This is a genomic window from Thermococcus sp. JdF3, assembly GCF_012027495.1.
Lineage (GTDB): Archaea > Methanobacteriota_B > Thermococci > Thermococcales > Thermococcaceae > Thermococcus.
In genome coordinates this window covers 158,427-184,769 of sequence record NZ_SNUK01000006.1, presented here as the reverse complement: position 1 = coordinate 184,769, position 26,343 = coordinate 158,427, and the positions used below count along the sequence as shown (strand labels likewise).

General features: G+C 56.4%; 35 protein-coding genes and 1 rRNA gene. 14 read left to right on the top strand and 22 right to left on the bottom strand.

Annotated elements, in window-relative coordinates; genetic code table 11:
• Nucleotides 1-86 (bottom strand): 5S ribosomal RNA (rrf, locus tag E3E42_RS10745); the annotation flags it as partial.
• 55 nt (nt 87-141) lie between these two features.
• Here rrf and E3E42_RS10740 point away from each other — a divergent pair.
• Together E3E42_RS10740 and E3E42_RS10735 are read left to right on the top strand one after the other, a co-directional pair.
• Complete coding sequence (locus E3E42_RS10740) at nt 142-1,677, top strand: hypothetical protein (protein ID WP_167904550.1); 1,536 nt, start codon at nt 142-144, stop codon at nt 1,675-1,677.
• A 4-nt stretch (nt 1,678-1,681) separates the two neighbouring features.
• Nucleotides 1,682-2,056, top strand: coding sequence for a ribonuclease P protein component 4 (locus tag E3E42_RS10735; RefSeq protein WP_167904549.1), 375 nt, complete (start codon nt 1,682-1,684; stop codon nt 2,054-2,056).
• Between the two features lie 49 nt (nt 2,057-2,105).
• Here the strand turns inward: E3E42_RS10735 and E3E42_RS10730 are convergent, their stop codons facing one another.
• The gene (locus E3E42_RS10730; protein WP_167904602.1) at nt 2,106-3,263 is read right to left on the bottom strand and encodes a cell wall-binding repeat-containing protein; all 1,158 of its coding nucleotides are present in this window, start codon (nt 3,261-3,263) and stop codon (nt 2,106-2,108) included.
• 229 nt (nt 3,264-3,492) lie between these two features.
• Nucleotides 3,493-4,062, bottom strand: a complete 570-nt coding sequence (locus tag E3E42_RS10725) for a cyclase family protein (protein WP_167904548.1) — start codon at nt 4,060-4,062, stop codon at nt 3,493-3,495.
• A 142-nt stretch (nt 4,063-4,204) separates the two neighbouring features.
• Between E3E42_RS10725 and E3E42_RS10720 the strand changes: the two genes are divergently transcribed.
• Together E3E42_RS10720 and tsaA are read left to right on the top strand one after the other, a co-directional pair.
• The gene (locus E3E42_RS10720; RefSeq protein WP_167904600.1) at nt 4,205-5,470 is read left to right on the top strand and encodes an adenosylhomocysteinase; all 1,266 of its coding nucleotides are present in this window, start codon (nt 4,205-4,207) and stop codon (nt 5,468-5,470) included.
• Between the two features lie 28 nt (nt 5,471-5,498).
• A complete protein-coding gene (gene tsaA / locus E3E42_RS10715) occupies nt 5,499-6,170 on the top strand; it encodes a tRNA (N6-threonylcarbamoyladenosine(37)-N6)-methyltransferase TrmO (RefSeq protein ID WP_167904598.1) in 672 nt (223 codons plus the stop codon).
• On the opposite strand, the gene wtpC is transcribed toward tsaA, so the two are convergent.
• Genes wtpC through wtpA form a run of 3 tightly spaced genes read right to left on the bottom strand, consistent with a single transcriptional unit; the run spans nt 6,142 to nt 8,988 of the window.
• Nucleotides 6,142-7,176, bottom strand: coding sequence for a tungstate ABC transporter ATP-binding protein WtpC (gene wtpC / locus E3E42_RS10710; RefSeq protein WP_167904547.1), 1,035 nt, complete (start codon nt 7,174-7,176; stop codon nt 6,142-6,144). The two genes, tsaA and wtpC, sit on opposite strands and share 29 nt — an antisense overlap.
• The gene (gene wtpB, locus E3E42_RS10705; protein ID WP_167904596.1) at nt 7,169-7,912 is read right to left on the bottom strand and encodes a tungstate ABC transporter permease WtpB; all 744 of its coding nucleotides are present in this window, start codon (nt 7,910-7,912) and stop codon (nt 7,169-7,171) included. Before wtpB ends, wtpC begins: the two co-directional genes overlap by 8 nt.
• A gap of 38 nt (nt 7,913-7,950) precedes the next feature.
• Nucleotides 7,951-8,988 (bottom strand): tungstate ABC transporter substrate-binding protein WtpA, encoded by a 1,038-nt coding sequence (gene wtpA / locus E3E42_RS10700; RefSeq protein ID WP_167904595.1) that lies wholly within the window; start codon nt 8,986-8,988, stop codon nt 7,951-7,953.
• Between the two features lie 143 nt (nt 8,989-9,131).
• Between wtpA and E3E42_RS10695 the strand changes: the two genes are divergently transcribed.
• Nucleotides 9,132-10,514, top strand: coding sequence for an ATP-binding protein (locus E3E42_RS10695; RefSeq protein WP_167904546.1), 1,383 nt, complete (start codon nt 9,132-9,134; stop codon nt 10,512-10,514).
• Between the two features lie 18 nt (nt 10,515-10,532).
• Here the strand turns inward: E3E42_RS10695 and E3E42_RS10690 are convergent, their stop codons facing one another.
• Together E3E42_RS10690 and E3E42_RS10685 are read right to left on the bottom strand one after the other, a co-directional pair.
• On the bottom strand, nt 10,533-11,087 hold the full coding sequence (locus E3E42_RS10690) for an HD family hydrolase (protein ID WP_167904545.1): 555 nt from the start codon (nt 11,085-11,087) through the stop codon (nt 10,533-10,535).
• Nucleotides 11,088-11,090: 3 nt separating this feature from the next.
• The gene (locus tag E3E42_RS10685) at nt 11,091-11,405 is read right to left on the bottom strand and encodes a GTP-binding protein (RefSeq protein WP_167904543.1); all 315 of its coding nucleotides are present in this window, start codon (nt 11,403-11,405) and stop codon (nt 11,091-11,093) included.
• Between the two features lie 49 nt (nt 11,406-11,454).
• Between E3E42_RS10685 and E3E42_RS10680 the strand changes: the two genes are divergently transcribed.
• The gene (locus tag E3E42_RS10680; RefSeq protein WP_167904542.1) at nt 11,455-12,012 is read left to right on the top strand and encodes an Era-like GTP-binding protein; all 558 of its coding nucleotides are present in this window, start codon (nt 11,455-11,457) and stop codon (nt 12,010-12,012) included.
• Here E3E42_RS10680 and E3E42_RS10675 read toward each other — a convergent pair whose 3' ends face one another.
• The 3 genes from E3E42_RS10675 to E3E42_RS10665 are packed head-to-tail and all read right to left on the bottom strand — an operon-like array spanning nt 12,013 to nt 13,972.
• Nucleotides 12,013-12,417, bottom strand: a complete 405-nt coding sequence (locus E3E42_RS10675) for a secondary thiamine-phosphate synthase enzyme YjbQ (RefSeq protein WP_167904594.1) — start codon at nt 12,415-12,417, stop codon at nt 12,013-12,015.
• Complete coding sequence (locus E3E42_RS10670; protein ID WP_167904541.1) at nt 12,417-12,710, bottom strand: hypothetical protein; 294 nt, start codon at nt 12,708-12,710, stop codon at nt 12,417-12,419. Before E3E42_RS10670 ends, E3E42_RS10675 begins: the two co-directional genes overlap by 1 nt.
• Nucleotides 12,689-13,972, bottom strand: a complete 1,284-nt coding sequence (locus E3E42_RS10665) for a prenyltransferase (protein WP_167904540.1) — start codon at nt 13,970-13,972, stop codon at nt 12,689-12,691. Before E3E42_RS10665 ends, E3E42_RS10670 begins: the two co-directional genes overlap by 22 nt.
• A gap of 120 nt (nt 13,973-14,092) precedes the next feature.
• Between E3E42_RS10665 and E3E42_RS10660 the strand changes: the two genes are divergently transcribed.
• Nucleotides 14,093-15,193, top strand: a complete 1,101-nt coding sequence (locus E3E42_RS10660; protein ID WP_167904539.1) for a TRM11 family methyltransferase — start codon at nt 14,093-14,095, stop codon at nt 15,191-15,193.
• Here E3E42_RS10660 and E3E42_RS10655 read toward each other — a convergent pair.
• The gene (locus E3E42_RS10655; protein ID WP_167904538.1) at nt 15,190-15,618 is read right to left on the bottom strand and encodes a CoA-binding protein; all 429 of its coding nucleotides are present in this window, start codon (nt 15,616-15,618) and stop codon (nt 15,190-15,192) included. The two genes, E3E42_RS10660 and E3E42_RS10655, sit on opposite strands and share 4 nt — an antisense overlap.
• 67 nt (nt 15,619-15,685) lie before the next feature.
• On the opposite strand from E3E42_RS10655, the gene E3E42_RS10650 reads away from it, so the two are divergent.
• Nucleotides 15,686-16,123, top strand: coding sequence for a hypothetical protein (locus E3E42_RS10650; RefSeq protein ID WP_167904537.1), 438 nt, complete (start codon nt 15,686-15,688; stop codon nt 16,121-16,123).
• Here the strand turns inward: E3E42_RS10650 and E3E42_RS10645 are convergent.
• A complete protein-coding gene (locus E3E42_RS10645; RefSeq protein WP_206206106.1) occupies nt 16,095-16,490 on the bottom strand; it encodes an NfeD family protein in 396 nt (131 codons plus the stop codon). The two genes, E3E42_RS10650 and E3E42_RS10645, sit on opposite strands and share 29 nt — an antisense overlap.
• Before the next feature lie 2 nt (nt 16,491-16,492).
• Nucleotides 16,493-17,143: a M48 family metallopeptidase gene (locus tag E3E42_RS10640; RefSeq protein ID WP_167904536.1), complete on the bottom strand. Its 651-nt coding sequence runs from the start codon at nt 17,141-17,143 to the stop codon at nt 16,493-16,495.
• 38 nt (nt 17,144-17,181) lie between these two features.
• Here E3E42_RS10640 and E3E42_RS10635 point away from each other — a divergent pair, with 38 nt between their 5' ends.
• Entirely contained in the window at nt 17,182-17,439 is a 258-nt protein-coding gene (locus E3E42_RS10635) for a hypothetical protein (RefSeq protein WP_370519655.1), read from the top strand.
• On the opposite strand, the gene E3E42_RS10630 is transcribed toward E3E42_RS10635, so the two are convergent.
• Both E3E42_RS10630 and E3E42_RS10625 read right to left on the bottom strand, forming a co-directional pair.
• Nucleotides 17,328-18,659 (bottom strand): glycerate kinase, encoded by a 1,332-nt coding sequence (locus tag E3E42_RS10630; RefSeq protein WP_167904535.1) that lies wholly within the window; start codon nt 18,657-18,659, stop codon nt 17,328-17,330. The two genes, E3E42_RS10635 and E3E42_RS10630, sit on opposite strands and share 112 nt — an antisense overlap.
• A 29-nt stretch (nt 18,660-18,688) precedes the next feature.
• Nucleotides 18,689-19,108 (bottom strand): DUF371 domain-containing protein, encoded by a 420-nt coding sequence (locus E3E42_RS10625; protein ID WP_167904534.1) that lies wholly within the window; start codon nt 19,106-19,108, stop codon nt 18,689-18,691.
• A gap of 91 nt (nt 19,109-19,199) precedes the next feature.
• Here E3E42_RS10625 and E3E42_RS10620 point away from each other — a divergent pair, with 91 nt between their 5' ends.
• A complete protein-coding gene (locus E3E42_RS10620; RefSeq protein WP_167904533.1) occupies nt 19,200-19,346 on the top strand; it encodes a hypothetical protein in 147 nt (48 codons plus the stop codon).
• Nucleotides 19,347-19,439: 93 nt separating this feature from the next.
• Nucleotides 19,440-19,643: a 30S ribosomal protein S17e gene (locus E3E42_RS10615; RefSeq protein WP_167891009.1), complete on the top strand. Its 204-nt coding sequence runs from the start codon at nt 19,440-19,442 to the stop codon at nt 19,641-19,643.
• A gap of 61 nt (nt 19,644-19,704) precedes the next feature.
• On the opposite strand, the gene E3E42_RS10610 is transcribed toward E3E42_RS10615, so the two are convergent.
• The 3 genes from E3E42_RS10610 to rbcL all read right to left on the bottom strand — a co-directional run bounded on the left by E3E42_RS10610 (nt 19,705) and on the right by rbcL (nt 22,398).
• A complete protein-coding gene (locus E3E42_RS10610; protein WP_167904532.1) occupies nt 19,705-20,301 on the bottom strand; it encodes an ArsR family transcriptional regulator in 597 nt (198 codons plus the stop codon).
• An 83-nt stretch (nt 20,302-20,384) separates the two neighbouring features.
• The gene (locus tag E3E42_RS10605; protein ID WP_167904531.1) at nt 20,385-20,966 is read right to left on the bottom strand and encodes a thymidine kinase; all 582 of its coding nucleotides are present in this window, start codon (nt 20,964-20,966) and stop codon (nt 20,385-20,387) included.
• Between the two features lie 97 nt (nt 20,967-21,063).
• Nucleotides 21,064-22,398, bottom strand: a complete 1,335-nt coding sequence (gene rbcL, locus E3E42_RS10600) for a type III ribulose-bisphosphate carboxylase (RefSeq protein ID WP_167904530.1) — start codon at nt 22,396-22,398, stop codon at nt 21,064-21,066.
• Nucleotides 22,399-22,789: 391 nt separating this feature from the next.
• Between rbcL and hpkB the strand changes: the two genes are divergently transcribed.
• On the top strand, nt 22,790-22,993 hold the full coding sequence (gene hpkB / locus E3E42_RS10595; protein ID WP_167904529.1) for an archaeal histone HpkB: 204 nt from the start codon (nt 22,790-22,792) through the stop codon (nt 22,991-22,993).
• A 54-nt stretch (nt 22,994-23,047) separates the two neighbouring features.
• Here the strand turns inward: hpkB and E3E42_RS10590 are convergent, their stop codons facing one another.
• The 3 genes from E3E42_RS10590 to E3E42_RS10580 are packed head-to-tail and all read right to left on the bottom strand — an operon-like array spanning nt 23,048 to nt 24,790.
• Nucleotides 23,048-23,542 (bottom strand): metallophosphoesterase, encoded by a 495-nt coding sequence (locus tag E3E42_RS10590; protein WP_167904528.1) that lies wholly within the window; start codon nt 23,540-23,542, stop codon nt 23,048-23,050.
• Nucleotides 23,543-23,551: 9 nt separating this feature from the next.
• A complete protein-coding gene (locus tag E3E42_RS10585; protein ID WP_167904527.1) occupies nt 23,552-24,463 on the bottom strand; it encodes a transcription initiation factor IIB in 912 nt (303 codons plus the stop codon).
• 6 nt (nt 24,464-24,469) lie between these two features.
• A complete protein-coding gene (locus E3E42_RS10580) occupies nt 24,470-24,790 on the bottom strand; it encodes a Gar1/Naf1 family protein (RefSeq protein WP_058938744.1) in 321 nt (106 codons plus the stop codon).
• 83 nt (nt 24,791-24,873) lie between these two features.
• Between E3E42_RS10580 and E3E42_RS10575 the strand changes: the two genes are divergently transcribed.
• Both E3E42_RS10575 and E3E42_RS10570 read left to right on the top strand, forming a co-directional pair.
• Nucleotides 24,874-25,755 carry a carbohydrate kinase gene (locus tag E3E42_RS10575; RefSeq protein ID WP_370519654.1) on the top strand — a complete coding sequence of 294 codons (882 nt, stop codon included), beginning with the start codon at nt 24,874-24,876 and terminating at the stop codon, nt 25,753-25,755.
• A 77-nt stretch (nt 25,756-25,832) separates the two neighbouring features.
• Nucleotides 25,833-26,342: an NUDIX hydrolase gene (locus tag E3E42_RS10570; RefSeq protein ID WP_167904526.1), complete on the top strand. Its 510-nt coding sequence runs from the start codon at nt 25,833-25,835 to the stop codon at nt 26,340-26,342.
• Nucleotide 26,343 lies beyond the last annotated feature (1 nt).

The window sequence follows — 26,343 nt, the reverse complement described above, 5'->3', positions numbered from 1 at the left end:
AGGGCAGTACACCCGGGATCGCTGGCGGGCTTAACTTCCGGGGTCGAAACGAGACCGGGTGTGACCCCGCCGCTATGACCGCCGTACCGATACATACCTGTCGCGGAGGGTTTATAAACTTTACGGTCAATAGAACCGTCGATGGAGAGGGAGATACTGGAACTGCTGAGACTGGAGAAGGCACGGGAGCCGCTGAGTCCCGGCAGACGGCTCAGGGAGTTTCAGTTGAGAATCCAGCGGCTTAAAAACGGCGAGGATGTTGAGATAGCGGGTTTTCTGCTGGGCAGAAAGCCCCCCAACGCCCCACGGGACGCCGCATATTACCTCCTGTCCCCCCTCTCCCCCTCGGAGCTGGCGGGGCTCGGGAGGGAGGAGTTCAGGACGTACCTGGTGATACGGGCAACGGAAGGCACAAGGGTCAGCGGGGACGTCAGACCCGGAAGCCACGTGGCGGTGAGGGGAACGGCGGACGCGTACCGCTGGGGAAACCTGAGGATGGTTCACGCCACTTCAATCGAAGGAAGGAACTACTCGGAGTACTGGAAGGACTACCGGGAGTTCGCGCTGAGCAGGCGCGAGGTGGTTGACCTATTCAGAAGGACCATCTACGTCCGCAAGGACATGATGAAGGCCCTCATATATTCACTCTACGGCGTCCCGTATATCCTCTGGGGAAGTGAGGCCCCCCAATGGGGCGAGGGTTTTGAGTACACCGTCTACAAGTACCGGGAAAATATGGGGCTCCTCGCCCTCTGGAAAGCCCTTAAGTATTTCCAATCAAGTCTGCCGTGGGAAGTTCGCCTCCGGAAAGAGACTGCCATTGAGATAACCGACCCGGTACTGGACATCGATTTCAGGACCGGCAACCCCAACGGAACTGACATGAGGTACTACACGCCCTCCTCAAGAAAGGGACTAACAGGGATACCAAAATGGAGCAAGGGACCCATATTAAACAAACGGGCGATCGGTCTGCTGCCCCGGGATGTTGAGGCAAATCCAACAGACCCTCTGGCCAGAATCTCCGAAACCCCTTTCGTGCTCATGCCGTGGGATGAGAAGCCATACTTCGAGGAGAACCGGGAATTCCGACAGCTGATTCCCAATCTGCTCGTGACCATTTTCATCAACAGGGAACGCTATCTCTCAATGAGCCACGAGGAACTGAGCAGACTGAGGGACGAGCATCTGAAATGGAGGAGATGGGGCAGGAAAGAGTACAGCGAAACGTTTGAGAAGCTGACAACCCCCAGCGGCGTGCTCCACCTGGGGATGAGGTTCTATCTTGACAGCAGGCTCTTTGGAGCTATCACCCGGTTCTACGGGAAAGTGACTGACAGGGCGGTTAAAGACGTCAGAGAGATCGACGATACGATACTGAACGAGTGGAGCGTGTCTTTTGGCGAGCTCATTAAAAAGCGGCCCGAGGTCATAATGAAGCTCGAAAAGGAGTACGAGCGCTACATCCCCTACGATGTCCGTGCCCAGAAGGCCCTCCAGATATTCCACGACCTCGCCTCCACAAGCCCCTTCGGAGAAGTTACCAGGGAGGAGTTCCTGAGGGAGATGCTGAAGAACGGCTTTAACGAGCGGGACGCCCTCAACCTGATTGAAAAGTTTATAGCCACCGGCTACATTTACGAGCCGTTTCCGGGAAAGCTGATACTGATACGGTGATACCATGAGCAAGAAAAAGTTCATCCGCCAGAGGGAGCAGAGGGAAAAGCGCAGAATTGCCCGCGGGAGGATTGAGACCCTCTTCACCCTCGCGGAGAGGGTCTTCCCCTACGAGCCCGAGCTGGCCAACCGCTACGTGGAGATAGCCCTCGCGGTTCAGCAGAAGGCCAGGATAAGGATGCCCAAAAAGTGGAAGCGCCGCTACTGCAAGAGCTGTCACACATTCCTCGTCCCGGGCGTCAACGCCAGGGTGAGGCTCCGGAACGGCCACGTTGTCATCAAGTGCCTCAACTGCGGCCACATAACGAGGTATCCGTACATCAGGGAGCAGAAGAAAAGGAGAAGGGAGCGGCAAAAAGAAGCTGATTCAAGCCGCTGATTTTATCGCCCATACAGGGGTTGGTGGTGCCCAACGTGTGTTAACTTGTTCACGGCCGAGATGAGCCCATTCCGTGGGTTTTTTGGGCGCTGTTCTTAATGTCCTGCCTCCCTTTCTGATAGGCTTCCTTTATCATGGCCGTTATCTGGTTTACGAGCCCCCGGGCCTCGTCGTACTGGCCGTTCTGAATCGCAACCTTGAGCTGCTCCATCAGCGCGTTGATGGCGCTAACGTCTATTCCCGCCTTCTCCATGACGCTTATCTGCGCCTCAAGCTTCTCCATCTCACGCTCAAGGGCAGCCTTTTCACCGTTCTTTATCGCCATCCTCATCCCGCCGTTCGCCGCTTTGAGGCTGAACTCCGTCCGAACCTGGAGCTCAAGCACCATCTGGTACGCCCCGGTGTAGTTTCCGGCCTGAAGTGCCCCGTTGGCCTTCTCCATCGTCATCTCCATGACCCTAACCTGCTCCATGAGTGCGGTTGAGTTGGTTTCGTTTGCCATCTTCTCGATAGTTTTGAGCCTCTCCTGAACCTGAACCATCAGCTGGAGAACCGTCTCCCTGGTGACGTTGGCCTGAACCTCCATGGCGGTACAGTTGCACCCGTGGAGCTGCGCCCTAACGTGTTCCATGACCCTCTCAGATGCCTGCGTCTTGACCATGACCGCGTCCTCTACCCCAAACTTCTCCATGAGCTTTGTGACGTTGGTGCTCTTGTTAACGTAGACCATCACTGCCCCGTTCTGAACCGCGAGCCGAAGGGCGTTCTGAATGGCCAGGGTGTCGTTTCCAGCGACGAAAACGCTGTTATTGAACTCGAGCTTGAATTTAACTTTGGCCCGCCCCATGACCATGAGGTTGGTCTCGTACCTGTTCTGGCCACCCCAGCGTTCGACGGTGATGTTGAGTTCCTCCAAGTCCGCGACGTATTCATCGACCACGGCGTCAGGACCACCGATTATTATCACCTCGTCCGGAGCGTAGCTCATAATCTCTGCCGTAACGTTCGGATCGTAGACGCCCCACGTTGTCGTGACTATCACCGCACCCGTTTCGTTGGACAGGTACTCGGCGATTGCTTTGTCGGCCGCGTTGTCGCTCACGAGTATGACGGTCACGCTCGTCTCGGCACTGACGCTGCTGATCGTGAACGGCATCGCCAACATCAGCAGCCCGAACAGAACCGCCACCACTTTCTTGCCCATCATGCTCTTCACCTCATACCTCCATATGAAAAAAGGCATATTTAAGCTTTTTTCAGGAAATCGTCCACGTACATTGGCGATTGTTTAGAAAAAAGTCTTGAGAGCAGAGTTTTATCTTTTAACTGTTAACAAAGGTTTCACAACGTTTAACTCTGTTTAATCGGGATTAAAGCAGCATGAACAGGCGAATAAGGGAGCAACAAAGCCGCATCAAACAAAACAAGTGCGCATTTCACTCCACAAAGGCCACTGCCCTGACGGGGCTTCCCGAACCGCCCTCGATTTTGAGGGGAAACGCCACGAACGTGAAGTCTTTTCCTACGAGGGCCTCCAGGTTGGTCAGGTTCTCGAACACCGGCACCTCCTCGCTGAGGAGTATTCTGTGGACGGCGTCGTCCCCGATGCTCATGGAGTCGGTGCCAACGGCCCTAACGCCCTCAGCCACAAGAAACAGCGCCACCTCCGGAGAGAGCTCCCGCCCACCCGTCAGGAAAAGCACTATCCTTCCAAAGTAGCCTCCATCCGGAATCTCGTCGAGCCTTATAGGCCCCTCCCCATCCCTGACATCCAGAACGATGCCCTCACCGATGAACTTCTCAAGCGGCATCTCATCGATGGTCCTTCCCCCGGGCACGAAGTGCGCCGGCGCATCAACGTGGGTGCCGGAATGCTCCCCCATCTTCAGAACGTTCATGTAGTAGCCGTCCCTGTCGATGACGGCCCAGAGCCTGACACTCACGGGCGGGTCGTCCGGGTAAACCGGGGTGTTTTCCGAGATAGGGGCAGAGAGGTCGAGTATCATGGGAACACCAACAGTTATAGCGCCATCAACCTAAAAACCTTTCCGGAGATTGAATGAACCACTTTAAATATGAAATTGAATACACAAAAATGGTAGCCCAAGTGTTTTAAGGTATGGCCCTAAAGGTTCACCGGTGATGAGGATGAACTGCACGAGGGATTACTGCGTTAAGGACATCAACCTGGCCCCCAGCGGCGAGAAAAAGATAGACTGGGTCTCCAGGTTCATGCCGGTTCTCCAGGCAATAAGAAAGGAATTCGAGGAGAAAAAGCCCTTCGAGGGAGTCAGGATTGCGACGACGCTGCACCTTGAGATGAAGACCGCCTTCCTGCTCCTCACGCTTAAGGCGGCCGGTGCAGAGGTCTCGGCGGCGGCCAGCAACCCGCTCTCAACCCAAGACGACGTTGTCGCCGCCCTCGCCAAGGCAGGAGTCAGGGTCTACGCGATCCGCGGGGAGGACAGGGAGCAGTACTACGAGTTCATGCACAAGGCGCTCGACATAAAGCCGAACATCATCATAGACGACGGCGCCGACATGGTCTCGACGGTGCTGAAGGAGAGAACTGAGCTGATAGACGAGCTCTGGGGGGCGAGCGAGGAAACGACAACGGGCGTCATAAGGCTCCGCGCCATGGAGAAGGACGGCGTTCTGAGGTTCCCGATCATAGCGGTGAACGACTCCTACACCAAGTACCTATTCGACAACAGGTACGGCACCGGCCAGTCAACGTGGGACGGAATCCTGAGAACCACCAACCTGCTGATAGCGGGCAAGAACGTCGTCGTTGTCGGCTACGGCTGGTGCGGCAGGGGTATAGCAATGAGGGCGAGGGGCCTCGGCGCGACGGTGATAGTCGTGGAGGTTGACCCGATTAGAGCGCTGGAGGCGAGGATGGACGGCTTCCTCGTCATGGACATGAAGGAGGCGGCGAAGGTGGGCGACATCTTCGTCACCTCCACGGGCGACATCAACTGCATAAGGAAGGAGCACTTCGAGGTCATGAAGGACGGCGTGATAATGGCCAACGCCGGCCACTTCGACGTGGAGATAAGCAAACCGGACCTCGAGGAGCTGGCGGTCGATATAAGCGAGCCGAGGCCCAACATAACCGAGTACAAGCTGGCCGATGGAAGGAGGCTCTACCTCCTCGCCGAGGGCAGGCTCGTAAATCTCGCCGCGGCGGACGGCCACCCGGCCGAGATTATGGACATGAGCTTCGCCCTGCAGGCGAAGGCGGCTGAATACATACTGAACAACCACGAGAAGCTTGAGCCAAAGGTCTACGTGCTCCCGAGGGAGATAGACGAGATGGTGGCGAGGATTAAGCTGGCCTCGATGGGGATAAAAATCGAGGAGCTCACCGAGGAGCAGAGAAGATACCTGGAGAGCTGGGAGCACGGTACCTGAGTCCCTTTTCTTTATACTGGTGATGGAGATGAACTTCGAGCCCTTCAAACTCGTTCCCGTCGGCTACGTGAGGAAGAACGGAGAGACTTTCATAGAAATCCTCCCAAAGTTCAGCGATGCCGTCCACGGCCTCAACGAGGGGGACTGGATAAAGCTGATCCTCTGGTTTCACGCCAGCGACACCCCGGGGAGGAGGAGCGTCCTGAAGGTTCACCCGTACAACAATCCTGAGAACCCCCTCAGGGGAGTCTTTGCAACACGCTCACCGGTCAGACCCAACCCCCTGGCCATCTACGCCGTTAGAATAAACCGTATCGAGGGGAACAGGCTCTACATCGACTGGATAGACGCCCACAACGGAACGCCGGTCGTGGACATAAAGATACTCGTGGAGAGACTGGACTGCCCGAAGGAGACCCCGATTCCGGAGGAGGAGCTTGAGGTACCCGCATCGAGGCAGGTGGGGGAGGTCAACCTGATACCCCGGAAGAGCGAGCATCTGGGCGAGCTGGAGGAGGTTTCGCCCGAGGAGTACGAGGCGCTGGTTCTTGAGCTGGGACCGAAGACGGAGGTGCTGACCGCCAAAGAGCTGGTGGAGCTGATCAGCGCCCTGGAGGAGATATACGAGAACCTGCCCGTGGAGATAAAGGACAAGCTGAGGACGGAGGGCCTCAGAAGACGTGAAGGGCGCTCGCCTTGAAGCTGACGTAGACCTCCCGTCCCTTCGTTATTCCCATCTCCAGCATCGAGGAGCGGGTTATGAACGCCCTCAGATGCAGGCCGCCGATTCTCAGATGAACCCTGACGAGCGGACCGAGCTCTTCAACCGACTCAACCAGGGCTTTGAACTCGTTCCTCGCGGATGTTCTAATGGGTCCCAGGGAGAGGATTATGTCTTCCGGCCTTAGACCAACGCGAACCCTTCCCCTCGCCTCCGCCGGAAGCTCTATCTCGACGCCGTTGCTCCTCAGAACCCTCCCCTCCGCGGTTCCCTCGATTATGTTCTCGAAGCCGAGGAACCGCGCGACTTCCTCGCTCGCCGGCCTTGAGAAGACCTCCCTGACCGGGCCGACCTGGACGAGCCTCCCGTTGAGCATAACGCCCACCCTGTCGCCCAAGCTCACCGCTTCCTCGAAGGAGTGGGTAACGTGCAACGCGGTGAAGCCGAGCTCCCGTCTCCAGCGCTTCATCTCGCCCAGAAGCTTCGAGCGGGTCTGGACGTCGAGGTTCGCGAAGGGCTCGTCCATGAGAAGAAGCTCGGGCTCCACAACGAGGGCCCTGGCTATGGCCACGCGCTGGCTCTCTCCGCCGCTCAGGGTTTTTGGCTTTCTGTGGAGAAGGTGGGCTATGCCCAGAACCTCGGCTATTTCCTTAACTTTCCTCTCGATTTCCGCCCTCGGAACCCTCCGGAGCCTGAGCCCGAAGGCTATGTTATCGAAGACGCTCATATGGGGGAAGAGGGCGTAGTTCTGGGGGATGTATGTAAGACCGCGCCTCTCCGGTGGCCAGTGGGTTATGTCCTCACCGTTGAGGAGGACCCTCCCGGCGTCGGGCTCGATTATGCCCGCTATTATCTCAAGGAGCACCGTCTTCCCTGCTCCGCTCGGGCCGAGGATTATGAAGTGCTCCCCCTCGCTCACGTCAAAGCTTATCTCCCTCAGCCGGAACTCCTTCCAGTCCTTGGAGACGGATTTCACCTCAAGCATTCTTCCTCCCCACCAGCCAGCGCAGGATTATGAAGATTGTAAGGCTCATCACTATGAGGATAACGGAAATCGGTCTCGAGGACCTCAGGCCGTAGTTGTTGAAGTACTCCATGACGAGAACCTGAGCTGTCTTTGGGTAGTACGCAACGATGAGTATCGCGCCGACCTCGCTTATCGCCCTCGCCCACGTCATTATCGCACCGCTCGCTATGGCCGGGAAAGCCATCGGGAGCGCCACGGAGAAGAACGCCCTTAAGCGGGAGGCACCCAGGGTCCTGGCAACATGTTCCAGCCCCTCATCCACGGCCAGAAAGCCATCCCTTGCGGCGTTTATCGCGAACGGTGCCGAGACGAAGAGCATGGCCGCTATTATGCCCGTGTAGCTGTCGAGGATGGCGCTTGAGAAGGTAACGAGGAGCATTATTCCCACAACGGAGTGAGGGATAACTATCGGGACGTCCACTATGGCCTGCACGAGGCTCTTTCCAGGGAACTCCTTTCTGGCCAGCACATAACCCAAGGGAACGCCAAAAAGGAGGGCTATCAGCGCGGTGGCGGTCGCCGTTATAAGGGAGTTCCTGAGGGCCTCGATTACGTAGGAGTCGTGGAGGGTCTTGACGAGCATCTCCAGGTCAGCGGCCTGCTTGACCAGTATGACGACCAGCGGGAGGGCTATGTAGACGACGAGGAAGCTCCCCAGCGCGGCGAAGAAGTAGAGGGTGTAGTCCCGTTTCATGGCCATCCCCTAAAATTTGAGGGGAGGAGATAAAAACCTCACCCCTCCACCTTGACGAAGGACTTTATCTCGTCCGGGACGCTGCCGAAGGCAACCGGCGGCCAGATGAAGTCCTGGTGGTTCTCCTGGAAGATTCTCTTCCCGTTCTCGCCGAGGAGGTATTTGAGGAACTCAAGGGCGAGCTCCCTGTTGGGCGCGTCCTTCGGGACGGTCACGCCGTAGACTATGGGCTTGGCCTTGATGACCTTGCCGGTAGAACCGATGTAGATGCTGACCTTCCCGTAGAAGTCGGCCTTGTTGAAGTCCTTGAGGTTTATCTCGTCCGGAAGGGTTATGTAGCTGAGGTTGTGCTGTTCGGCCACGCTCTTGTAGATGAAGAAGTAGTCGAGGCTTCCGCTCTCGACGAGGGCCGTTAAATCGGTCTCCTTTGGCCTGATGACGACCCTGTCGCCCTTCACCTGAATCTCCTTGGGGGCGACCACCATGCTTCCGTTGAAGTATATGTTCGTGTTCCTCTCGACCAGGGTCTCGAATATCGGTTTGTCGTAGTAGTAATCGGCCAGCTTCATGACCATGACGGAGCGGTAGCCGCAGGGGTCCTGGTTCGGGTCCGAGAAGCCGAAGGAAACATCGTCCCTCGCCAGTATCTCGTACCACTTCTCCGGGTGGGCCTTCATCTCGTCCGCGTACCTGCTGTGGTCAGTGAAGGCTATGACAATCTCGTTGGTGGCGAAGAGCACGTAGAAGTCGGTGTAGTTGGGAACCATGAGCTGGGGAATGAGGGTGTAGTCAGCAACGCCGACCACGTCGGCCTTCTTGCCCAGGTCGGTGACCTTCCTCACCGCCGCGACGCTACCGCTGGCCTCGTCCTGGAAGGTCACCCTGTAACCGAGGTTCTTTTCGGCGTAGGCCGCGAACTCCTCCTCCAGCTGCTGGAAGGGTATGCTCAGCGAACCTGCGTGAAATACCACGAGGGTTGCCTCTTTGAGCCCTGAGTTCTCAGAGCCGTTTATGCAGCCCGCCGCGATAACGGAGAGCACGAGAAGCGCAATCATAGCAATGCCTTTCCACCTCATTGAAACCACCAATGGAATGGGCAGAAGCGTGTATTTAAACGTTTTGAGCAAACAAAAACATTAACGTAAATGGAAGTGTTTTCCAGAACCCCGGGGGGCTGGGGCGCGAAACCCTTTTATACTTTTCGATTCACGATTATATTATGAGAAGTCGAAAATTTGTGGACAGGGAGGAGGAGCTCAGGACCCTCGAGAGGCTTTACCGGCGGGAAGGCTTCACCCTCGTCCTCGTCACCGGGAGGAGGAGAATCGGGAAGAGCAGGCTCGTCAGGGAGTTCTTGAAGGACAAAGAGGCCATCGCGGTGCAGTTTGAGAAGCGGGTCTGGGAGTACAACCTCGCCAAGCTCAACGGGGAGATCGGGCGGTACTTCGGTATCCCGGTTCCAAACTTCCGGACCTTCACGGACGCCTTCCGCTTCATAGCCTCCCAGGGAAAGGGAAGGCTCGTGGTCTTCCTCGACGAGTTCTCCTACCTCCTCAGGTACTCGGAGGTGGAGGCTGAGTTCCAGAGCGTGGTCGATGAGGTTCTCGGCGGGAACGACGTGATGCTCATACTCTCGGCCTCCTCGGTCGGCCTGCTCAAGAGAAGCTTCTTCGACTACTCGAGCCCGCTCTACGGCAGGAGCGACGCGACGCTGAGCCTCCAGCCCCTGGGGTTCAGGCACCTCTTCGAGTGGTTCCCACGCCCAAGCCCCGAGGATGCCGTGAAGCTCTACGCCGTGACCTCCGGCGTCCCCAGGTACCTTGAGCTCTTCAGCGGAAAGGACGTCGAGGATGAGATAAGGGGGAACTTCTTTGACCCAAACGCCTTCCTCTTCCGCGAGGCCAAGGCGCTGCTTGAGGAGGAGCTGAGGGAGCCGGAGACCTACTACACGGTGCTTGAGGCTGTGGCGCGGGGAAAGACGAGGGTCAATGAGATCGCCCAGTACTCCTTCATCGAGCCGAAGAACACCGCCAGGTACCTCAGGATCCTTGAGGACATCGGTATCCTGAAGCGCGAGCTGCCGGTTGGGAGGGGGGCGAAACGCGGGGTCTATCGCTTCAGGGATCTCTACTTCGCCTTCTGGTTCCGCTTCGTGGCCCCGCACTTCGAGGAGATCGATAGCGGATTTCCGGAGGGGGCGCTTGAGGACTTCAACACCGGCTTCAACTGCTACCTCGGCTCCGCCTTTGAAGAGGTGGGGAGGCAGTTTTTAATCGAGCTCAACAGGGCAGGAAAGCTACCGTTCAGGTTCACCAAGATTGGCCGCTGGTGGCACAGGGGAGAGGAGGTTGATTTGCTCGCCCTGAACGAGCGGGAGAAAAAAGCTTTGTTTGTGGAGGTGAAGTGGAAAAGCCTGAAGGAGAAAGAGGCGCGCGGAGTTCTCAAAGACCTGGAGCGGAAGGCTGAGCTGGTGGGTCTTGAAGGGTGGGGGAAGATCTACGGGCTGGTGGCAAAGGCGGTTGAGAACAAGGGGGAACTGAGAGAGAACGGTTACCTCCTCTGGGACCTTGAAGATTTCGAAGAAGAACTTGACGGGGCTTAAACAGTCATCAAACCCCGGCTATCTGCCCTTTCTCCTCTCCGCCAGCCCCTCGACCAGCTCCCTGAAATGCTTGTAAAACTCGCTTTCCCGGAGGGAATCCAGCGCGCTCCAGAACTCATCGAGGTCGGCGAAGCCGGCCCTCTCGTACTCACAGGCCTGGATCAGCATCTCCAGCTTGTCCGCAAACTTGACGAGCCTTCCCTCCCTGCTCAGCCCCTCCTCGTACTCGCGCCAGAGCCTGAAGTACTCCCTCGGGTTTGATGTTTTGATGAAAAGCTCCATGGCTGCCTTTTTCTCGGCCTTACCTTTGTCGAGGTAGTACTGGGCGCTCAGCGGGATGTCCGTTACCCTCGCCTCGGCCAGGTCGTGGATGAGCGCTATTTTCAGGGCCCGCTCGACGTCTATCTCAATGCCCTTTTCCCTAAGCTCGTCCGCCAGGAAGAGAGTGATGAGGGCAACGCGGTAGCTGTGGTCGGCTATGCTTTCAGGGTTTGGAACTCCCCTGAGGAGCCAGCCGGTTCTCGGCAGTCTCTTCAGATTGCCCGCTTCAAGAAGGAGGTCCAAGAGCGGCATTTTTCATTCCTCCGTTGTGAAAACGGCCTTTTCCGTTTCGATGGCGCTCGCCATTATGCAGTCGCCCAGGAACCTGCCGTAGACCTTCACCCATTCGCCCTTTCCGAGGCATGGGCTTCCCGAGAACTCCACCCTGAGGCCGGAAACTTTAAAGGTCGTCCTGTAACCAGGTAACTCCATGGGCAGGAACTCGACCAGGGGTTTGTCCTCGATGGTGCCCTCGATGACAACGTTCTTACCGCGAAAACCGCCGGAATTCAGCTCATCAACCGTAACGATGTAATAGTAATGATGACCGAGTTTAACCCGCTTGGGCATACTCATCACCTTTATAGGCCAGCCTTGCAAATATCAGTGGGGTGAGGGTATGATAAAGGTTGCGATTATCGGTGCCGAGAACGCCGGCAAGTCAACGCTCATGAACGCCCTGATCGGAGGTAAAATTTCGGAGGTGGAGAACCTCCCTGGAACGACCAAGGGAACCATCAGGCGGCGCTTCGGAAAGCTCAAGATACCGAAGAGCATGAAGAACCCACTCGGAGGAGCCGACGAGTTCGTGCTCATAGACACCGCCGGCCTCTTCGACCCCCGGAGGGAGCTAAGGGGGAAGGTCCTGAGCGAGGAGAAGTTCCGGGAGATAATCAACGAGATAGTATCCTCTGACATCGTCATCCACATGGTCGACGCCACCGTCGGCCTGCATCGGGGCATGGAAAAGCTCCACCACCTGCTCAAGTTCCGCTACGAGAAGCCGATAATCGTCGTCATCAACAAGATAGACCTCGTGCCGAGGGAGCGGGTCGAGGAAGTCAGGGAAACGATAAAAAAGCGCCTTGAGCAGGAGGCGATACCGCTGTCCCTGGTCACCTACGAGGGCTTCAACGACCTGCTCGAGAGGCTGGCGTACTACGCCCAGTACGTGTGATCAGCACTTGCATATCTTCACCAGTACCTTCCTGTGCCTCGGACCGTCCAGCTCGATGAAGAGGATTCTCTGCCAGGTTCCAAGGAGCAGTTCACCATTCTCTATCGGAACCACCACTTCCGGGTTAAGAAAGAGGGTCGCCCTCAGGTGCGAGTGGGCGTTTGAGTCTATGTGGTCATGGGCGTATCCGGCACCTTTTGGAACCAGCTCTTTCATTTTGGCCTTGATGTCTGCGATGAGGCCACTCTCGTTCTCGTTTATAATCAGTCCTGTCGTGGTGTGGGTCGTGAAAACCACCGCGATGCCGCTGGTCACGTCGCTCTTCCACACGAGGTGCTGAATCTCATCGGTTATGTCCACAACCTGGAACTTCTCCTCGGTTGGAACCTTGACCTCGAACAGCATCACTCCCACCGGGTTAGTCCTTTCTTTATTTCGAGTAAAAGCTTATCGGGGGACTCGATGGAACCGGAGACAACCGCCCTCAGAAGGACCGCCTTCTCATAGGCCTCGACGAGGTCTTTTCTGCCGTTGTCCACGACCTCCGAGCGCAGGGTTGAGTATATCTCCTCGACGGCGTCCCTGAACAGTATCTCGTCGGAGTAAAGCTCCTTGTTGGTCAGGAGGATTGTTATGAGGTAGCTGACAAAGTCAACCCTGTCCTCTTTTTTTCCTATCAGTGCCTTGAGCCGTTCCATGACTTGACCCTCCCCGGAAGTTCCTGCTCCAGGGCCTTGATGAGTATCTCGGAGACGAGTATCGAGGAGAACCTAGGGTTCCGGACCTCAAGCGCGGCGTCGATGGCCCTCTCGACCTCCCCCCTCTTGACCAGGTGATGGGCAACGTCGGCCATGACGAGGGAGCGAAGTTCTTCCTCCCTCAATAAGAGGCCAATTTTCATAGCGCTTTCGACGTCACCGATCAAAACGTAATACCTGGCTATCTTGGCCCACACCTCCTCGCTGGAGGTGCTCTTTCCCACTGCCTCGACTATCTTTTGGAGGCCCTTCTTGGGATTGGAGAGCACTGCGTTCATGACCTCCTTACCGACAATGGCGGCTTCGGTCTCATTCAAAGCACCTAGAAACGCTGGTAAAACGTTGTTGTCCCGTCCAAGAAGCTCCAGCGCTATCCTCACGAGGACAGACTCAGGTTGCTTGAGCTCTCTCACCATTTTGACGGCCGTTAGGCCCTCCCCAACCAACGCCAAGGCGAGGGCAAGTTCCACCCTGAATTCGTCTCCGAACTTTTCAATGAGTTCATGAGCAACGGCCTCGATGGAATCTATGTAATGCCCCAGAACCTCGTTTTCCTTCAGATAAAAAACAACCTCCTTAAAGGTCTGGAGCGCGATTTCTTTTCTGGAGATATCCCTTAGGAGCGACACTGCGTTTTCGTAAGCTTCGAGGTACAGATATGCCCGTACAAGCTCGCGGACCCCTTCAGATCTCTCGGGCTCTGAATCCAGGTATTCCAGTATGAGTTTGCTCTTTCTAAGACGGTACGCGGCCTTAAGCCTTTCATTCCCAATCATTCGGGTGTTGAAACGCATGATCTCGAGGAGAACCTCGTTTCTCAACTTGGGATTTTTTATCTCAATGGAGTAGGCAATGGCCTCACCAACCTCACCCAGCGCCAGCATGTAACCAGCGGCGCTGCTCATCAGCGAGTCCCGCTGGGTATGAGGAAGCACCTTAGATTCATCGAGGACGGTCATGTATATTCTCTTGGAGGACTTGAGTCCAGCACGGCCCATTGAATATCCAACGGAAAGCAGTGCTCTGAACATCGTCACCGGGTCGTCTATTTCCCTTGCCGTCTCAACGGCACGAAGAAACGCTTCCTTGTAAGAGCCGTGTTTTGCCTTGGCCAGTTTCTCACCTATTTTAGCATATGTTGCAGACTTTACATAGGGATCTGCAATAACATCAACAGACGCGAGCACTTCATTGATTAGCACGCAACACGCCTCCCCGGATGTTGTGAGAATTACCGGGGTATCCCCGTATAGTATAACGCATTTCAGCTTATTAAGTTAACCCTTAGGAACGTTTTTAAAAGCTCCTTTCAATGTTTAAGCATGTACGCTGTCATATTTGGTAAAAATCCAGCTCTCAGCAGGTCAGAATTTCACTCATTCGCCAGGAGATTCGACCTCAAGGTTAGAACCTTGGAATCCAGTCGTTACTGGTTGTTATTTGATTCATCAAGCGAAGTGGAAAGATACTTCAACCGGCTCGGCGGCTCTCTGAAGCTTGTGAGAATAATCGGCGAGGGCGAGGATGCCATAGGCGACCTCGAATACGCGAGGCTCTTCACCGTCAGCCTCTACGGGAAGAACGACTGGAGACTCTGGCGGAAGCTGGGGAGCGCGGTAAAGAAAGAGTTTAGGGCGGAGGGGCCTTCAAAGTTCTTCAAGCCGGCGAAGGTTTACGCCATGCCCGCCGAGCTCATCCTCAAGGGCTTCCCCGAAACGAAGGACTTCGTCTTCATCTTTAGAGACGACGGGAGCTTCTGGGTCGGCGAGACGGTGAAGGTTACCGACCCGTTCGAGCTGAAGAAGCTCGATGTGGAGAGGCCGGTTCAGAGGCCGATACTTTCAATTCCGCCAAGGCTCGCGAGGATAATGGTGAACCTGACCGAGGTCAGGAAGGGCAACTTCCTCGACCCCTTCTGCGGCATAGGGACGGTGGTTCAGGAGTTCGTCCTCCAAGGGCTCTCATCTTACGGAAGCGATCGCGACCCGGAGAGAATACGGGACGCCAAGAAGAACCTCGCATGGCTCAGAAAGGAGTTCCGCCTGAAGAACTCGGCACACCTTGAGGTCTGCGACGCGAGAAAGCTGAAGCGCTGTTTCCGCCAGAGGTTCGACGCGGTAGTTACAGAACCCTACCTCGGAAAGCCACTCAAAAGGAACCCGAGCAGGGGAGAGGCGATAAGGCTCGCCAACGAGCTGGACAGGCTCTACTACCCGGTCTTTGAGAGCTTTGGCGACGTTCTCAAAAGGAACGGACGGGTTGTCTTCGTCTTCCCGGCCTACAGGCTGAGCGGCGGGGGAATATACAGAAAGGAACGGAAGTGGCTGGGCAAGCTCGGCTTCGAGGTCGTTGGAAGGTACACCGACCACGAGGAGAGGCACAAGCTGGTCAGGGACATCCACGTGCTGAGGTACAGGGGTTAGCCAATCAACCTCGCATGCTCCTGCTTTATGCAGCGATGGGCAACTGCAGTTAGGCCCGCTTCCTTGGCCTTTTTGAACGCTTCCCGGTTGTACGTGTTGAACTGGAACCAGACGACCTTTGCGCCCTTCTTTATCGCCTGCTCGACGTAGTCCATCGTGAACTCGGGCCTTACGAAGAGGTCGACTATCTCGACGTCATCGGGAATATCCAGAACGCTCGGATAGCACTTCCTTCCGAGAACTTCTGAATAACGCGGGTTCACGGGGTAGACCTCGTAGCCGTGTTCAAGGAGATAGCGCATCACATCGTTGGAATCGCGTTCGGGCTTCGGCGACGCTCCGACGAGGGCGATCTTTCTGTACTTCGTCAGGATCCCTGTAATCTCCTCGTCGCTCAACCTGTCAACGGGCATTACCCTTACCATGCCATCACCGGAGGGGTTTGGAAGTCAATCTTTAAAGCTCTAACCGAGAAGTTCCCCCGGTGAGAACATGGCGCTCTACGAGGAGACCCTGACGAGCAGGATTCTGCAGGTCGTTCTGCTTGTTCCTATAATCTCAATGCTCGCAGGCCTTTATGCAACGTATCAAGCTGAAGAAGGCTTTGAAATAATGCTCGCGACCACGGTGGGGGTTGCAATCCTGCTCCTCGACGTCATGGCAATCAGAATCGAGATAGACGAGCGCGAGCTGAGGATAAGGGGCCTCCTGGGGCTTATGGCCAGGAAAACGGTACCCATCGAGAATATGGCGAGCTTCCGGGTCGGAGAAGGCTGGACCTCCTGCTACGGGACGATACACTTCAACCTGCCGGCCAGGGGCTGCGTCACGATACATCAGAGGAAGGGCTGGACGGTTTCGTTCACGACCAACAACCCGGAGGAGGTTGCGAGGGTTCTGGCTACTCTCGGCGTTCCACGAGAACCTTAGTCCCCCTCACAGAGACTACCCTAACAGTTTTTCCCTTCTCAGCCTTTCCGTTCAGGCATTCTGCCTTCCAGAACTCGCCATCGAGTTTAACAACCCCCTCCGGGGAGAGATCTTCCACAACGAGGGCGGTTCTCCCTATCAGTCCCTCAGGACCGACCTCAGGTCTCCTGTCCGCCCTTCCTCCGAGAACGAACGGCGCTATGAGGAAATCCTTGGCCAGAAGAAGAGACATCACAAGCAAGCCCGCCCAGAGGGGAATTTCCACACCTATTTCAGGGAGTATCAGGAAGATGAAAACGCCAACGATGATTTCATCGGCCATCAGTGCGAGGAGCTTGAGTAGATTCCCTGCTTTTATACACCACATCTCTAGACTTCACCCCGTGCCAGCCACTTCCAGTGGGGGTTCAGCTCGACTATCGTCCACCACTTCTTGAGCTCCTTCCTCGCGGCCTGATAGTCCGGGTAGAACTCTCCGACGAGCTCCCAGAAGGCCTTCGAGTGGTTCATGTACCTCAGGTGTGCAAGCTCGTGGACAACGACGTATTCCCTCAGTTCCGGGGGTAGAGCTATGAGGCGGACGTTGAAGTTCAGGTTACCCCTGGGAGAGCAGCTTCCCCATCGGCTCTTCTGATGCCGGATGTAGACCCTCCCGGGGTTGACTTCCATCTCCAAGGCGTACCTCTGCACCAGGGGGAGGAGCTCCTTCCTGAGAAACTTTTTAAGGCACGAAAGAACCTCCTCCCTGCTGGGAGAGAGAACCACAGTCTTGAACCGCTCGTGAACCTTGGGCTTCCTTCCATGAATCACCTGGTAGAACTCGCCGTTGATGGGAAATCCGGACTCTGCGATCTCCCTAAGCTCTCCAATCTCAGCCAGCTTACCCTCAAGCCATCCTCTGTGCTTCTCTATTAGGGTATCAACGTCGAAGCCATCCGGGGCGGTGACAAGGACCGTTCCGTCGGGCCTCACCTCAAGCCTCGCGTACTTAACCGGCCGACGGCGAACCCTCAATCTCATGCCGCTCACCTTTTAAGGAGAATTGACAAAAGGTCCTTATGAAGATTCGGGTTATCGAGAGGCGCGCCAAGAGCCTTTACACCCGCTCAAAGATTCCGGGTGTTGGGTGGGCGGTTAACCAGTACGTCGGCTGTGCCTTCGTCTGTGAGTACTGCTACGCCAAGTTCCTGACGAGGTGGAAGGACTACGGGAGATGGGGAAGCTGGGTCGGGATGACAGCCACCACCAGCGAGTTCACGTTCGTCCCCGTCGGCCCAGTCTTGAGGAGCGCACCCACTCTTTCCAGCGCACCGTAGGCGTCGTGCCTCCTGAGGGCTTCCTCCACGTCCACCCCGGATTCCCCGAGAAGTCCAAGCGTTTTCCCGTCCACTATCCCGCCGGCCGCATCCGTCGGCCCGTCCGTCCCGTCGGTGTCAACCGCTAAAACCACAGCGTTCAGTCCATCTATCTTTCTGGCCACACTTAGCGCGAATTCCTGGTTCGGCCCGCCGAGACCGGCTTCGCCCTCTATCGTCACCGTCCACTCGCCGCCGGCTATTAGAACCGCCGGCTTTGGAACCGGGCGGTCGTATCTGGCGATCTCCTGGACTATCGAGCCTATAGCCAGGGCTATCTCCCTCGCTTCGCCCTCCAAGGTGGTTGTGAGAAGCAGGGCGTTGTAGCCGAGTTCCTCCGCCTTCGCCAGGGCGGATTCGCAGGCCAATGTATTGCTTCCGACTATGAAGTTGTGGACGTTGAGCAAATCCTCCTTGAGGGTTGCCTCCGCCTTCCCATCAAGGCCAAGCTCGATATGCCTCCTGACGCTCGCCGGAAGCTTATCCCAGACACCGTAGAGCCTCAGGATTCTGTGGGCGTCTTTAAAGGTCGTGGGGTCTTTAACGGTCGGGCCGGAGGCGATGGCTTCAAGGGGGTCACCAACCACGTCCGAGAGGATCAGGCTTACAACCGTCCCTCTAACGCGCTTGGCCAGCTTGCCGCCCTTGACGGCCGAGATGTGCTTTCTCACTGTGTTTATCTCGTATATCTTTGCCCCGCTTTTCAGGAGGAGCTCGTTTGTCCGGATTTTATCGTTGAGGCTTATCCCGCTCTCCGGGAGGAGGAAGAGGGCACTGCCCCCGCCGGATATGAGAACCAGAAGGACGTCGTTCTCCCCGACTTTCTCCGCGAGCTCGAGGCCCAGCTTTCCAGCCAGGAGGGAGTTTTCGTCTGGAACAGGGTGTCCAGCTTCGATAGCTTTCAGCCGTTCCGTTCTCGGACAGTTTTCGGCGTACCCGTACTTGGTGATGATCACTCCCTCTTCGACTCTCTCCCCGAGGAGGTCAACGACCGCCCTTGCCATGGAGCATGCTGCCTTGCCGAAGGCCAGAAGATATATTTTCCCCCGAACCGGGAACCGCTCACCAGAAACGACCAAGTGGTTCCCCTCAATCCCAAGGTTCCTTTTCACCGCGAGGTACGGGTCAGCGGCTTTCAACGCCGCATCCATCAGGGCTAGTGCCGTTTCTTTAGGTGTCATGTGAAAAGATAGCTCGCAGAGCTTAAAAATCAGTCGAACACCACCAGCTCAATCTCGGCAATCGTCTCGGGGTTCTTCAGAAGCTCCACAATGCGCCGGTCTATGTCCCTGGCGGCCTTGTTGGCCCGTATCGCAAGGGTTCTGGCGTCCACGTAGGTGCTCTTCCTGATGACCATCGAGTACTCGTGCTCGAGAATCAGCTCCGGGCTCCCCTCGGCCAGGACCTCGTCAGTGAGGTCGCCCACCCTGATGCGGATTAAGAGCTTCTTTCCCGCCTTAAGGGCGGATTTGAACTCCCCGCTCAGGTCGTTTATGCCCCTGTCCGCTTCAATGCACAGTATGCAGTCCCCCCTTGGGGTGAGGTAATTCTCCTTCGTGAACTCGAGCGTCGATTTGTGGGTTGCCCTAACGTTCTCGTGACCGCGGCATCTGATGACTTCTCTCAGCATGAACGGAGTTTTCGAGAGGCCTTATAAAATTCCCGAAACGCTTATAAGGTGAACCTACCTTCATATTGATTGAACGTCTGGAGGTGGTAATATGGCGAAAATCACCCCGAGAAATCTTCTGAAGGGTACTGTTAGGATCCACGCGGGCTTTGCACTAATCAGGATCAACTCCCTGGGACTCGCCTATCCGCGGCGGACAAACGCGAACATCACCGAGAGACTGAGAAGGGAAGGATGAGTCCTTTTCTTCCCACCACGTGGGAAAACCTTTAAAAGGGCTTTCATGATTTGGGTTACGGTTGTCAGAGTCAAGATAATGGGGGGATTGATGATGGGAAACATCAAGCAGACTTTCATCAAGAGAACCGCCCGTGAGCTGTTTGACCGCTACCCGAACGAGTTCACCAGGGACTTCGAGCACAACAAGAAGAAGGTAGAGGAGCTCACCAACGTCACCAGCAAGACCATCAGGAACAGGATAGCCGGTTACATAACCAAGCTCGTGAGAATGAAGGAAGAGGGCAAGATGCTTTGAAGGCCCTTTTTCCAGGATTTATTCTCTTCGAACCCTTCCAGCAGATTCTTAACAAGGATTCTTAAAATTGCTCCAAGTCCTCAAGTATCTTTCTCGGCAGCCTGGGGGCGAACTCCTTCAGGAGCCTCTCAAACTCCCGTTCGTTCTCCTGAGCCACCCTTCTGAAGAAATTCTCTATGTACGTCTCCGTCAGCAGGCGGACTTCCTCCAGCTCCTGCTTTGTCCGGATTATCTCATTTATCCTCTCCTGTATCTCCGTTAAAAACGTCAGGAGCTCGTCTATCTTGGCGTCCGCGGGCTCGGTGGACTTTATGAGCGCCCTGGCCTGGTTGTACTCCCTGGTTCTCCGGGGGGCCTTTGGTTCGTACATCTCAGTGCCGAAGGTGTACGGAGTGAGCAGTACCTCCATTCTGAAGCCCCTCTTTATCGTGTAGTACTTCCTGGGCCTGCCCCGCGGTATCTTCTCAGTTCTCCCCTCTATGAGTCCAGCGCTCTCAAGTATCCTGAGGTGCTCAAGGACCGCCTTCTGACCGACCCCCAGCTCCTGGCTCAGCTCACTCACAAAGTAAGGTCTCCTGGTGAGCAGGATGAGTATTCTCCTGCGGGTCTCGTTTCCCAGTATGTCAAGCAGCCTTCCCATGTTCTTATTTGACTCCATGGCCTCTCACCCCCTTTCCCTAACCTGATGTAAGAAAAGATTACTTTAAGCTTTTCGGTGGATCCGGGAGAAAAATTGGAGGATTATGGAACAACGTGGTGCTCCCTGCAGCGGGCCTCATAGCTCTCGCTGCTCCCGACGAGGATTATCGGGGAGTCCCTCGGGGCCGGCTTCCCATCAATAAGACGCTGACTCCTGGTCGCGGGTTTCCCGCAGACCGTGCAGACGGCGGTGAGGTAGACGATGTTATCCGCACGGACAAGGAGGTCCCTGGTCACCGGGAAGGGGTCCCCCTTGAAGTCGAGGTTGAGGCCGCTCGCAATCACGTAGATTCCCTCGTCGGCGAGGCGGTTCAGCGTCTCAACTATCCCCTGCGGAAAGAACTGAACCTCGTCCACCCCGATTACCTCGAAGCCCTCATCCAGGGTAATCCTCTCAATGAGTTCAACGCCCTCCTCATTCGTGGGGACGACGAATGCATCATACCTGAGACCGTTGTGGGCAACCACGTCATCCTCGGAATATCTGTTGTCGATGCTGGGCTTGAAGAGGGCGGCCTTTCTCTTGGCAAAAGTCTGCCGCTCTATCCTCTTTATAAGCTCGGTGGTTTTGCCCGCGAACATCGGCCCCGTTATGACCTCCAAGAACCCACCTGGATGAACCATAACACCACCGGGGGAAGAACATTCCCACCCGTTAAATCTCCTCCGGGTGAAAAGTTGAACGAAAGACGAAAATGGGGGAGAAAAGCCGTCAAACCGGTCAGACCGGAGTGACGTGGCCCCACTTCTCCAGGGCGCGGGCAAGCTCCCTGTGGCTCTTGGCGTACTCGTCGAGGGGGATTCCCTGCATGATGGCATCTATCGCCTGCCTGGCAGCTCTTGCGCCCGCAGCGGGCCCGTCCGGGTGTCCGAGGGTTCCTCCACCGAGCTGGAAGACGATGTCAGTTCCGAGGGCGTCAACAACGGGCTGGATGTTGCCGGGGTGGAGGCCACCCGAGCTCGTCGGGAACGCGGCCTTTATGCCGTAGAACTTCTGCTCCATGTGGAAGACATCGTTCTCGTCCGGCTTGTAGTGCTTCTCCCTGAGGATCCTGGCGTTCTGAATGACGTCCCACTTTCCTCCCTCGAGCTTGCCGGCTCCGGCCGTTCCAACGTGGAGCTGGTCTATTCCGATGAGCCTGTAGAGCTTAGCCAGGACGAACATCGAGATGCCGTGGTGTGGGTTCCTGGTGAACGCGGCGTGCATGGCCCTGTGACCGTGGACGGCCAGGCCGTAGTCCGCCGCCAGCTCGGTTATGTACTCGAGTGCGCCCCAGCCGGTTATGACGACATCAACCATCGCGTGCTTGAGGCCGAGATCGGCCAGAACCTCAAGCCTGCGCTCCATCTCAAGGAGCGGGGCAGTTATGTTGGCGAACCAGGTCTTCTTCTCACCGGTCTCGTTCTCAACCCTCTCTATCACCCTGGCCATTATCTCGGCGCGCTCATCAAAGCGGTTGTACCAGGGGCTCGTGAGGTTCTCGTCGTCCTTCATGTAATCGGCGCCGTTTGAGAGCAGGTCGTACGCGAGCTTTTCGAACTCCTCGGGGGAATAACCCACCTTGGGCTTTGGAACGACACCGTAGAGTGGCCTGTCCTTGATATCGAGCATCTTTCTGACGCCCTCGATACCAAAGGCCGGACCGTTGAACTCCCTGATGAGCTTCTCGGGGAAGTACATGTCCTCAAGACGCAGCCCCTTAACGCGCTTCATCCCGAAGACGTTGCCCGCTATGCTCGCCAAGAGTCCAGGAAGGTTTGCCTCCTCAAAGGCGTGGAACGGGTAGGCTATCCTGACTATCCAGCTGCCGTCGCCCATGTCGTGGAAGTCGTAGGCCTTGGCGGAAAGGTCCGCCCATCTCTCCTTCTCATACCACTCGTAGAGGGTGGTCCAGGTTCCGGTCGAGCTCTCGGCGGCGACTGCACCTGCGGCCGCCTCAATGGTGTACCCCTCGGCAGGGGTTACGCGGAACACGGCTATGATGTCCCTCTTTTTATTGGGCTCATAGGCCTTGTCCACGTAGTAGTCGTATATCTTGTCGAACTTCTCTACCATGCTTTCACCTCCTGAGTAACTTGGAGATTATACGGCCACCTATAAAAATGCTGTGGTCCATTATTGGGACACTCCTGTCCCCATATGAGTATCGGGGACACTTTTACTGCGTCAACGCCCCAAACTTCCGCCCCGCTTTTAAAAATCAAAGCCGTGTCCCACCGGTAAACGGGGTTTCAAGTGCGGATAGACCTTTTCAAAACTTTGCCCTCGGGTTTGTATTGGGCCGTTCATAAGGTGGCAGGCGAAGGATGCCGGATTTCTGAACACCCCACCCAAAAACAGCCGATTATCGCCCCCAGAAGCCCCTGTTTCCGAAAAGTTTATATAGGCCTTCCTTCCTAGAATAGAACGCAGATACCTGCAAAACAACGTTTAGGAGGTTGGGAAAATGGCTGAGTTGCCGATTGCCCCAGTTGACAGGCTGATAAGGAAGGCCGGCGCCGCCCGCGTCAGCGAGGACGCCGCCAAGCTCCTGGCCGAGCACCTCGAGGAGAAGGCCATGGATATCGCCAGGAAGGCGGTCGACCTTGCCCACCACGCCGGCAGGAAGACCGTCAAGGCCGAGGACATCAAGCTCGCCATCAAGAGCTGATGGCCTTTCTTTTCCTTCCTTAGCTTTTCTGAAAGTTTGGAGCTTTATGGAGCTTTACCAGAAGCGCACCCTTTTGACCCGGACGCTTTCTCCGGCAACCTCCAAAAACGCAAAGCCCGCGGAGTCCATTCTGGGGAACGTGGGTGAGCCAGGGTTGAGGAGAACAACCCTTTTCCCGTGGATTGAGTAGGAGTCGTGGTAGAAACGGTGCGTGTGGCCGAATATGAGAACATCGACCCCCATGTCGAGGGCTTTGAGCGTCAGAAACTGGGCGTTGAGCGAGAAGAACCGGTGTCCGTGAAGGAGGCCAATCCTGATTTCCCCAACCTCAACCACATCCTCCTCGGGGAGGCTGAGGTGGTCGGCGTTTCCCCGAACGGCTATGACCGGTGCGAACCTCTCAAGCTCCTCCAGGAGCTCATGGGATGTAACGTCGCCCGCGTGGAGTATCAAATCCGGCGTTCTCTCCTCAAGGTGCTGGAAAAGAAGGGAGAGGGGGTTTCGGGTCTTATCGCCGTAATGGGTGTCGCTCGTCACCGCTATAATCACGGGCATCCCTCATATCGGGACGTTTATGTTGAGCTTCTCGACGAGCTCCTTGTAGCGGTTCCTCACGGTGACCTCGGTGACGTGAGCCACCTCCGCCACCTCGCGCTGGGTCTTCTTCTCACCCTCCAGGAGGGAGGCAACGTACAGGGCGGCTGCGGCAAGCCCGGTGGGGCCCTTGCCGCTGGTTATGCCGCGCTTTATGGCCTCCCGGAGTATCTCTTTGGCCTTCTTCTTGGTTCTGGCACTGACGTTGAGGGCGTCACCGAAGCGGTCAACGTACTCAATCGGGCTGGTGGGACGGAGGTTGAGGTTGAGACCGCGGGCAAGGAAGCGGTAGCTCCTTCCTATCTCCTTCTTCGTGACCTTTGAAACGGCCGCTATTTCATCGAGGGTCCTCGGAATGCTCTCCATCCTGCACGCCGCGTAGAGTGCCGCGGAAACCATCCCTTCAATCGAGCGTCCGCGAATGAGTTTCTTCATGACCGCCTTTCTGTAGAGCGAGGCCGCAACCTCCTTGACGCGCCTCGGGAGGCGCATCTGAGCGGCCATTCTGTCCAGCTCGCTCAGGGCGAAGGCCAGGTTACGCTCGGCCGCGTCGTTTATGCGCATCCTGCGCTGCCACATCCTCAGGCGGCGCATCTTAGTCCGGTACATGCCGGTTATCTGGTTCCCGTGTATGTCCTTGTCGCGCCAGTCTATGTCCGTGGAGAGGCCCTTATCATGGATCATCAGCGTCATGGGCGCGCCGGTCCTGGCACGCTTGGCCCTCTGATCGGGGTCGAAGGCGCGCCACTCGGGACCCTCATCGACGACATTCTGCTGAACAACGTAACCACAGACAGAACAGACAATTTCGCCTCTCCTCGGGTCGTAAAACAGCTTATCAGAGCCGCAAATCGGACATACATTCTTATCAGCCAAAAGCTCTCACCCCCTCTTTCTGGGGGCAGGGCGTCTTGCCTTTCCGCCCTTGGAACGCTTCTTCCCGGACCGAGCTTTTCTGCCAGGCCCGGATTTCTTCCTCGAGGAATCAACGTACAGCAGTGCACCGATGTAGCTCTCGGGATTCTTGACTCGCGGCTTGACGGCCACGTAGGGCCTCTTAACCGGCCCGAAAACATCCTTTACTACCCCAACCACGGTGAGCTTTTTGTCAACCACCGGGTCGTTGAGTGAAGGAACCCAGTCAGTCCTGAGAACCAGGAACCCCTGCTTTGCATAGTGAGAAACTTTACCCAGGCGCTTCATAGCCCCACCCCAAAAGGACATATCCTTTTAAGCTTTTCGTTTTTGCCCTTATAAACTTTTCGGAAAATTTCCAAAAGGTTTTTATGGAAAGCGTGGTTAACAATAAAGATTGGGCGGACAAAATGAAGTGCCTCATCGTCGGCCACCTCGTGAGGGATATAATTGTCAAGGATTCCGGAATCGAATACCGCATCGGGGGCGGGGCGTACTATTCTGCGATGGCCCTGTCCAGATTCTGCAGGGTCGAGATCCTGACCAGCGTTGGGGAGGATTTTCCCGAAAGCTGGCTCAAGGGACTTGAGGAAGCGGGCATAGTGCTCCATACGATACCCGCGGAGAACAGCACTTCCTACCGTCTCCGTTATCTCGACGGGAACACAAGAGAACTCAGCCTCCTATCTACCGCGGAGAGAATAACCGACATGCCACACGGGAGCTACGATATAATCATCCTCAACCCCGTCGCAGGCGAGATTACACCCGAAACCGTTGCCCTCGCCAGAAAGAGGGGCGACTTCGTTGCCGCAGACGTCCAGGGGTTCATCAGGTCCCCCCACCCCGGAAGACTGAAGCTGACAGGGGTAGACGGCGGCATCTTTAACGGACTGAAGGTTCTCCACGCCGACGTCTCCGAGGCCCAGCTCGTAAGAAACCTTAATCCGGACAAAATAGAAGTGCTGCTGGTCTCCCGGGGTGCCGACGTTGGGCAGGCATACCTCCGGGGACGAAAGTACACCTACACTCCGGCCAGGGTTGCGGTGGAGGAATCCACCGGCGCGGGCGACGTTTTTCTGGCATCCTTCTCCCTGTTCTACAATGACTGCCCCTTCATTCAAGCACTCAAGAGGGCCAGCGCGTTCACCGCCCTTTTTCTCCAGCGCAGAATCTTCGACTTCCCGATGGACGAGGTGAACGAGCTGGCGAGAAGGGTGACGGTTCGCCCAGTTAAATCCCAAGGAATATAAGGGCCCGCACCCACCACATCACGGGTAAGGAAACGTCAGCATGCCAAAGAGGATGAGAGACCTCCTGAGGTGATGGTATGGACCGATACGTTCTGCTCGTTAAGGCCCCGAGGGGCTACGATATAACCCCCGTACGGGAGGAGCTCAGAGAGTTTCTCTCCAGAACCCATCCCGAACTCAAGGTCGAGGCGCACAGATGCATAGGCCTCACCGCCGACGTAGTCATACTGTACGGGGACGGCGTCGTACTCATCAAAAGGAAGCACGAGCCGTTTAAAGACCACTACGCCCTTCCCGGCGGCTTCGTCGAGTACGGGGAAACCGTCGAGGAGGCAGCCCTTCGTGAGGCGAGGGAGGAGACCGGCCTCGACGTGAGGCTCATCAGACTCGTCGGGGTTTACTCCGACCCAAACCGCGACCCGAGGGGGCACACCGTGACGACGGCATTTCTGGCGGTCGGCTCGGGGAAGCTGAAGGCAGGGGACGATGCCAAGGAAGTCCACGTCGTTTCGATAGAGGAGGCTCTTAATCTCCCACTGGCCTTCGACCACGGGAAGATTCTGAGGGACGCCCTGAGCCTGAGGTGAT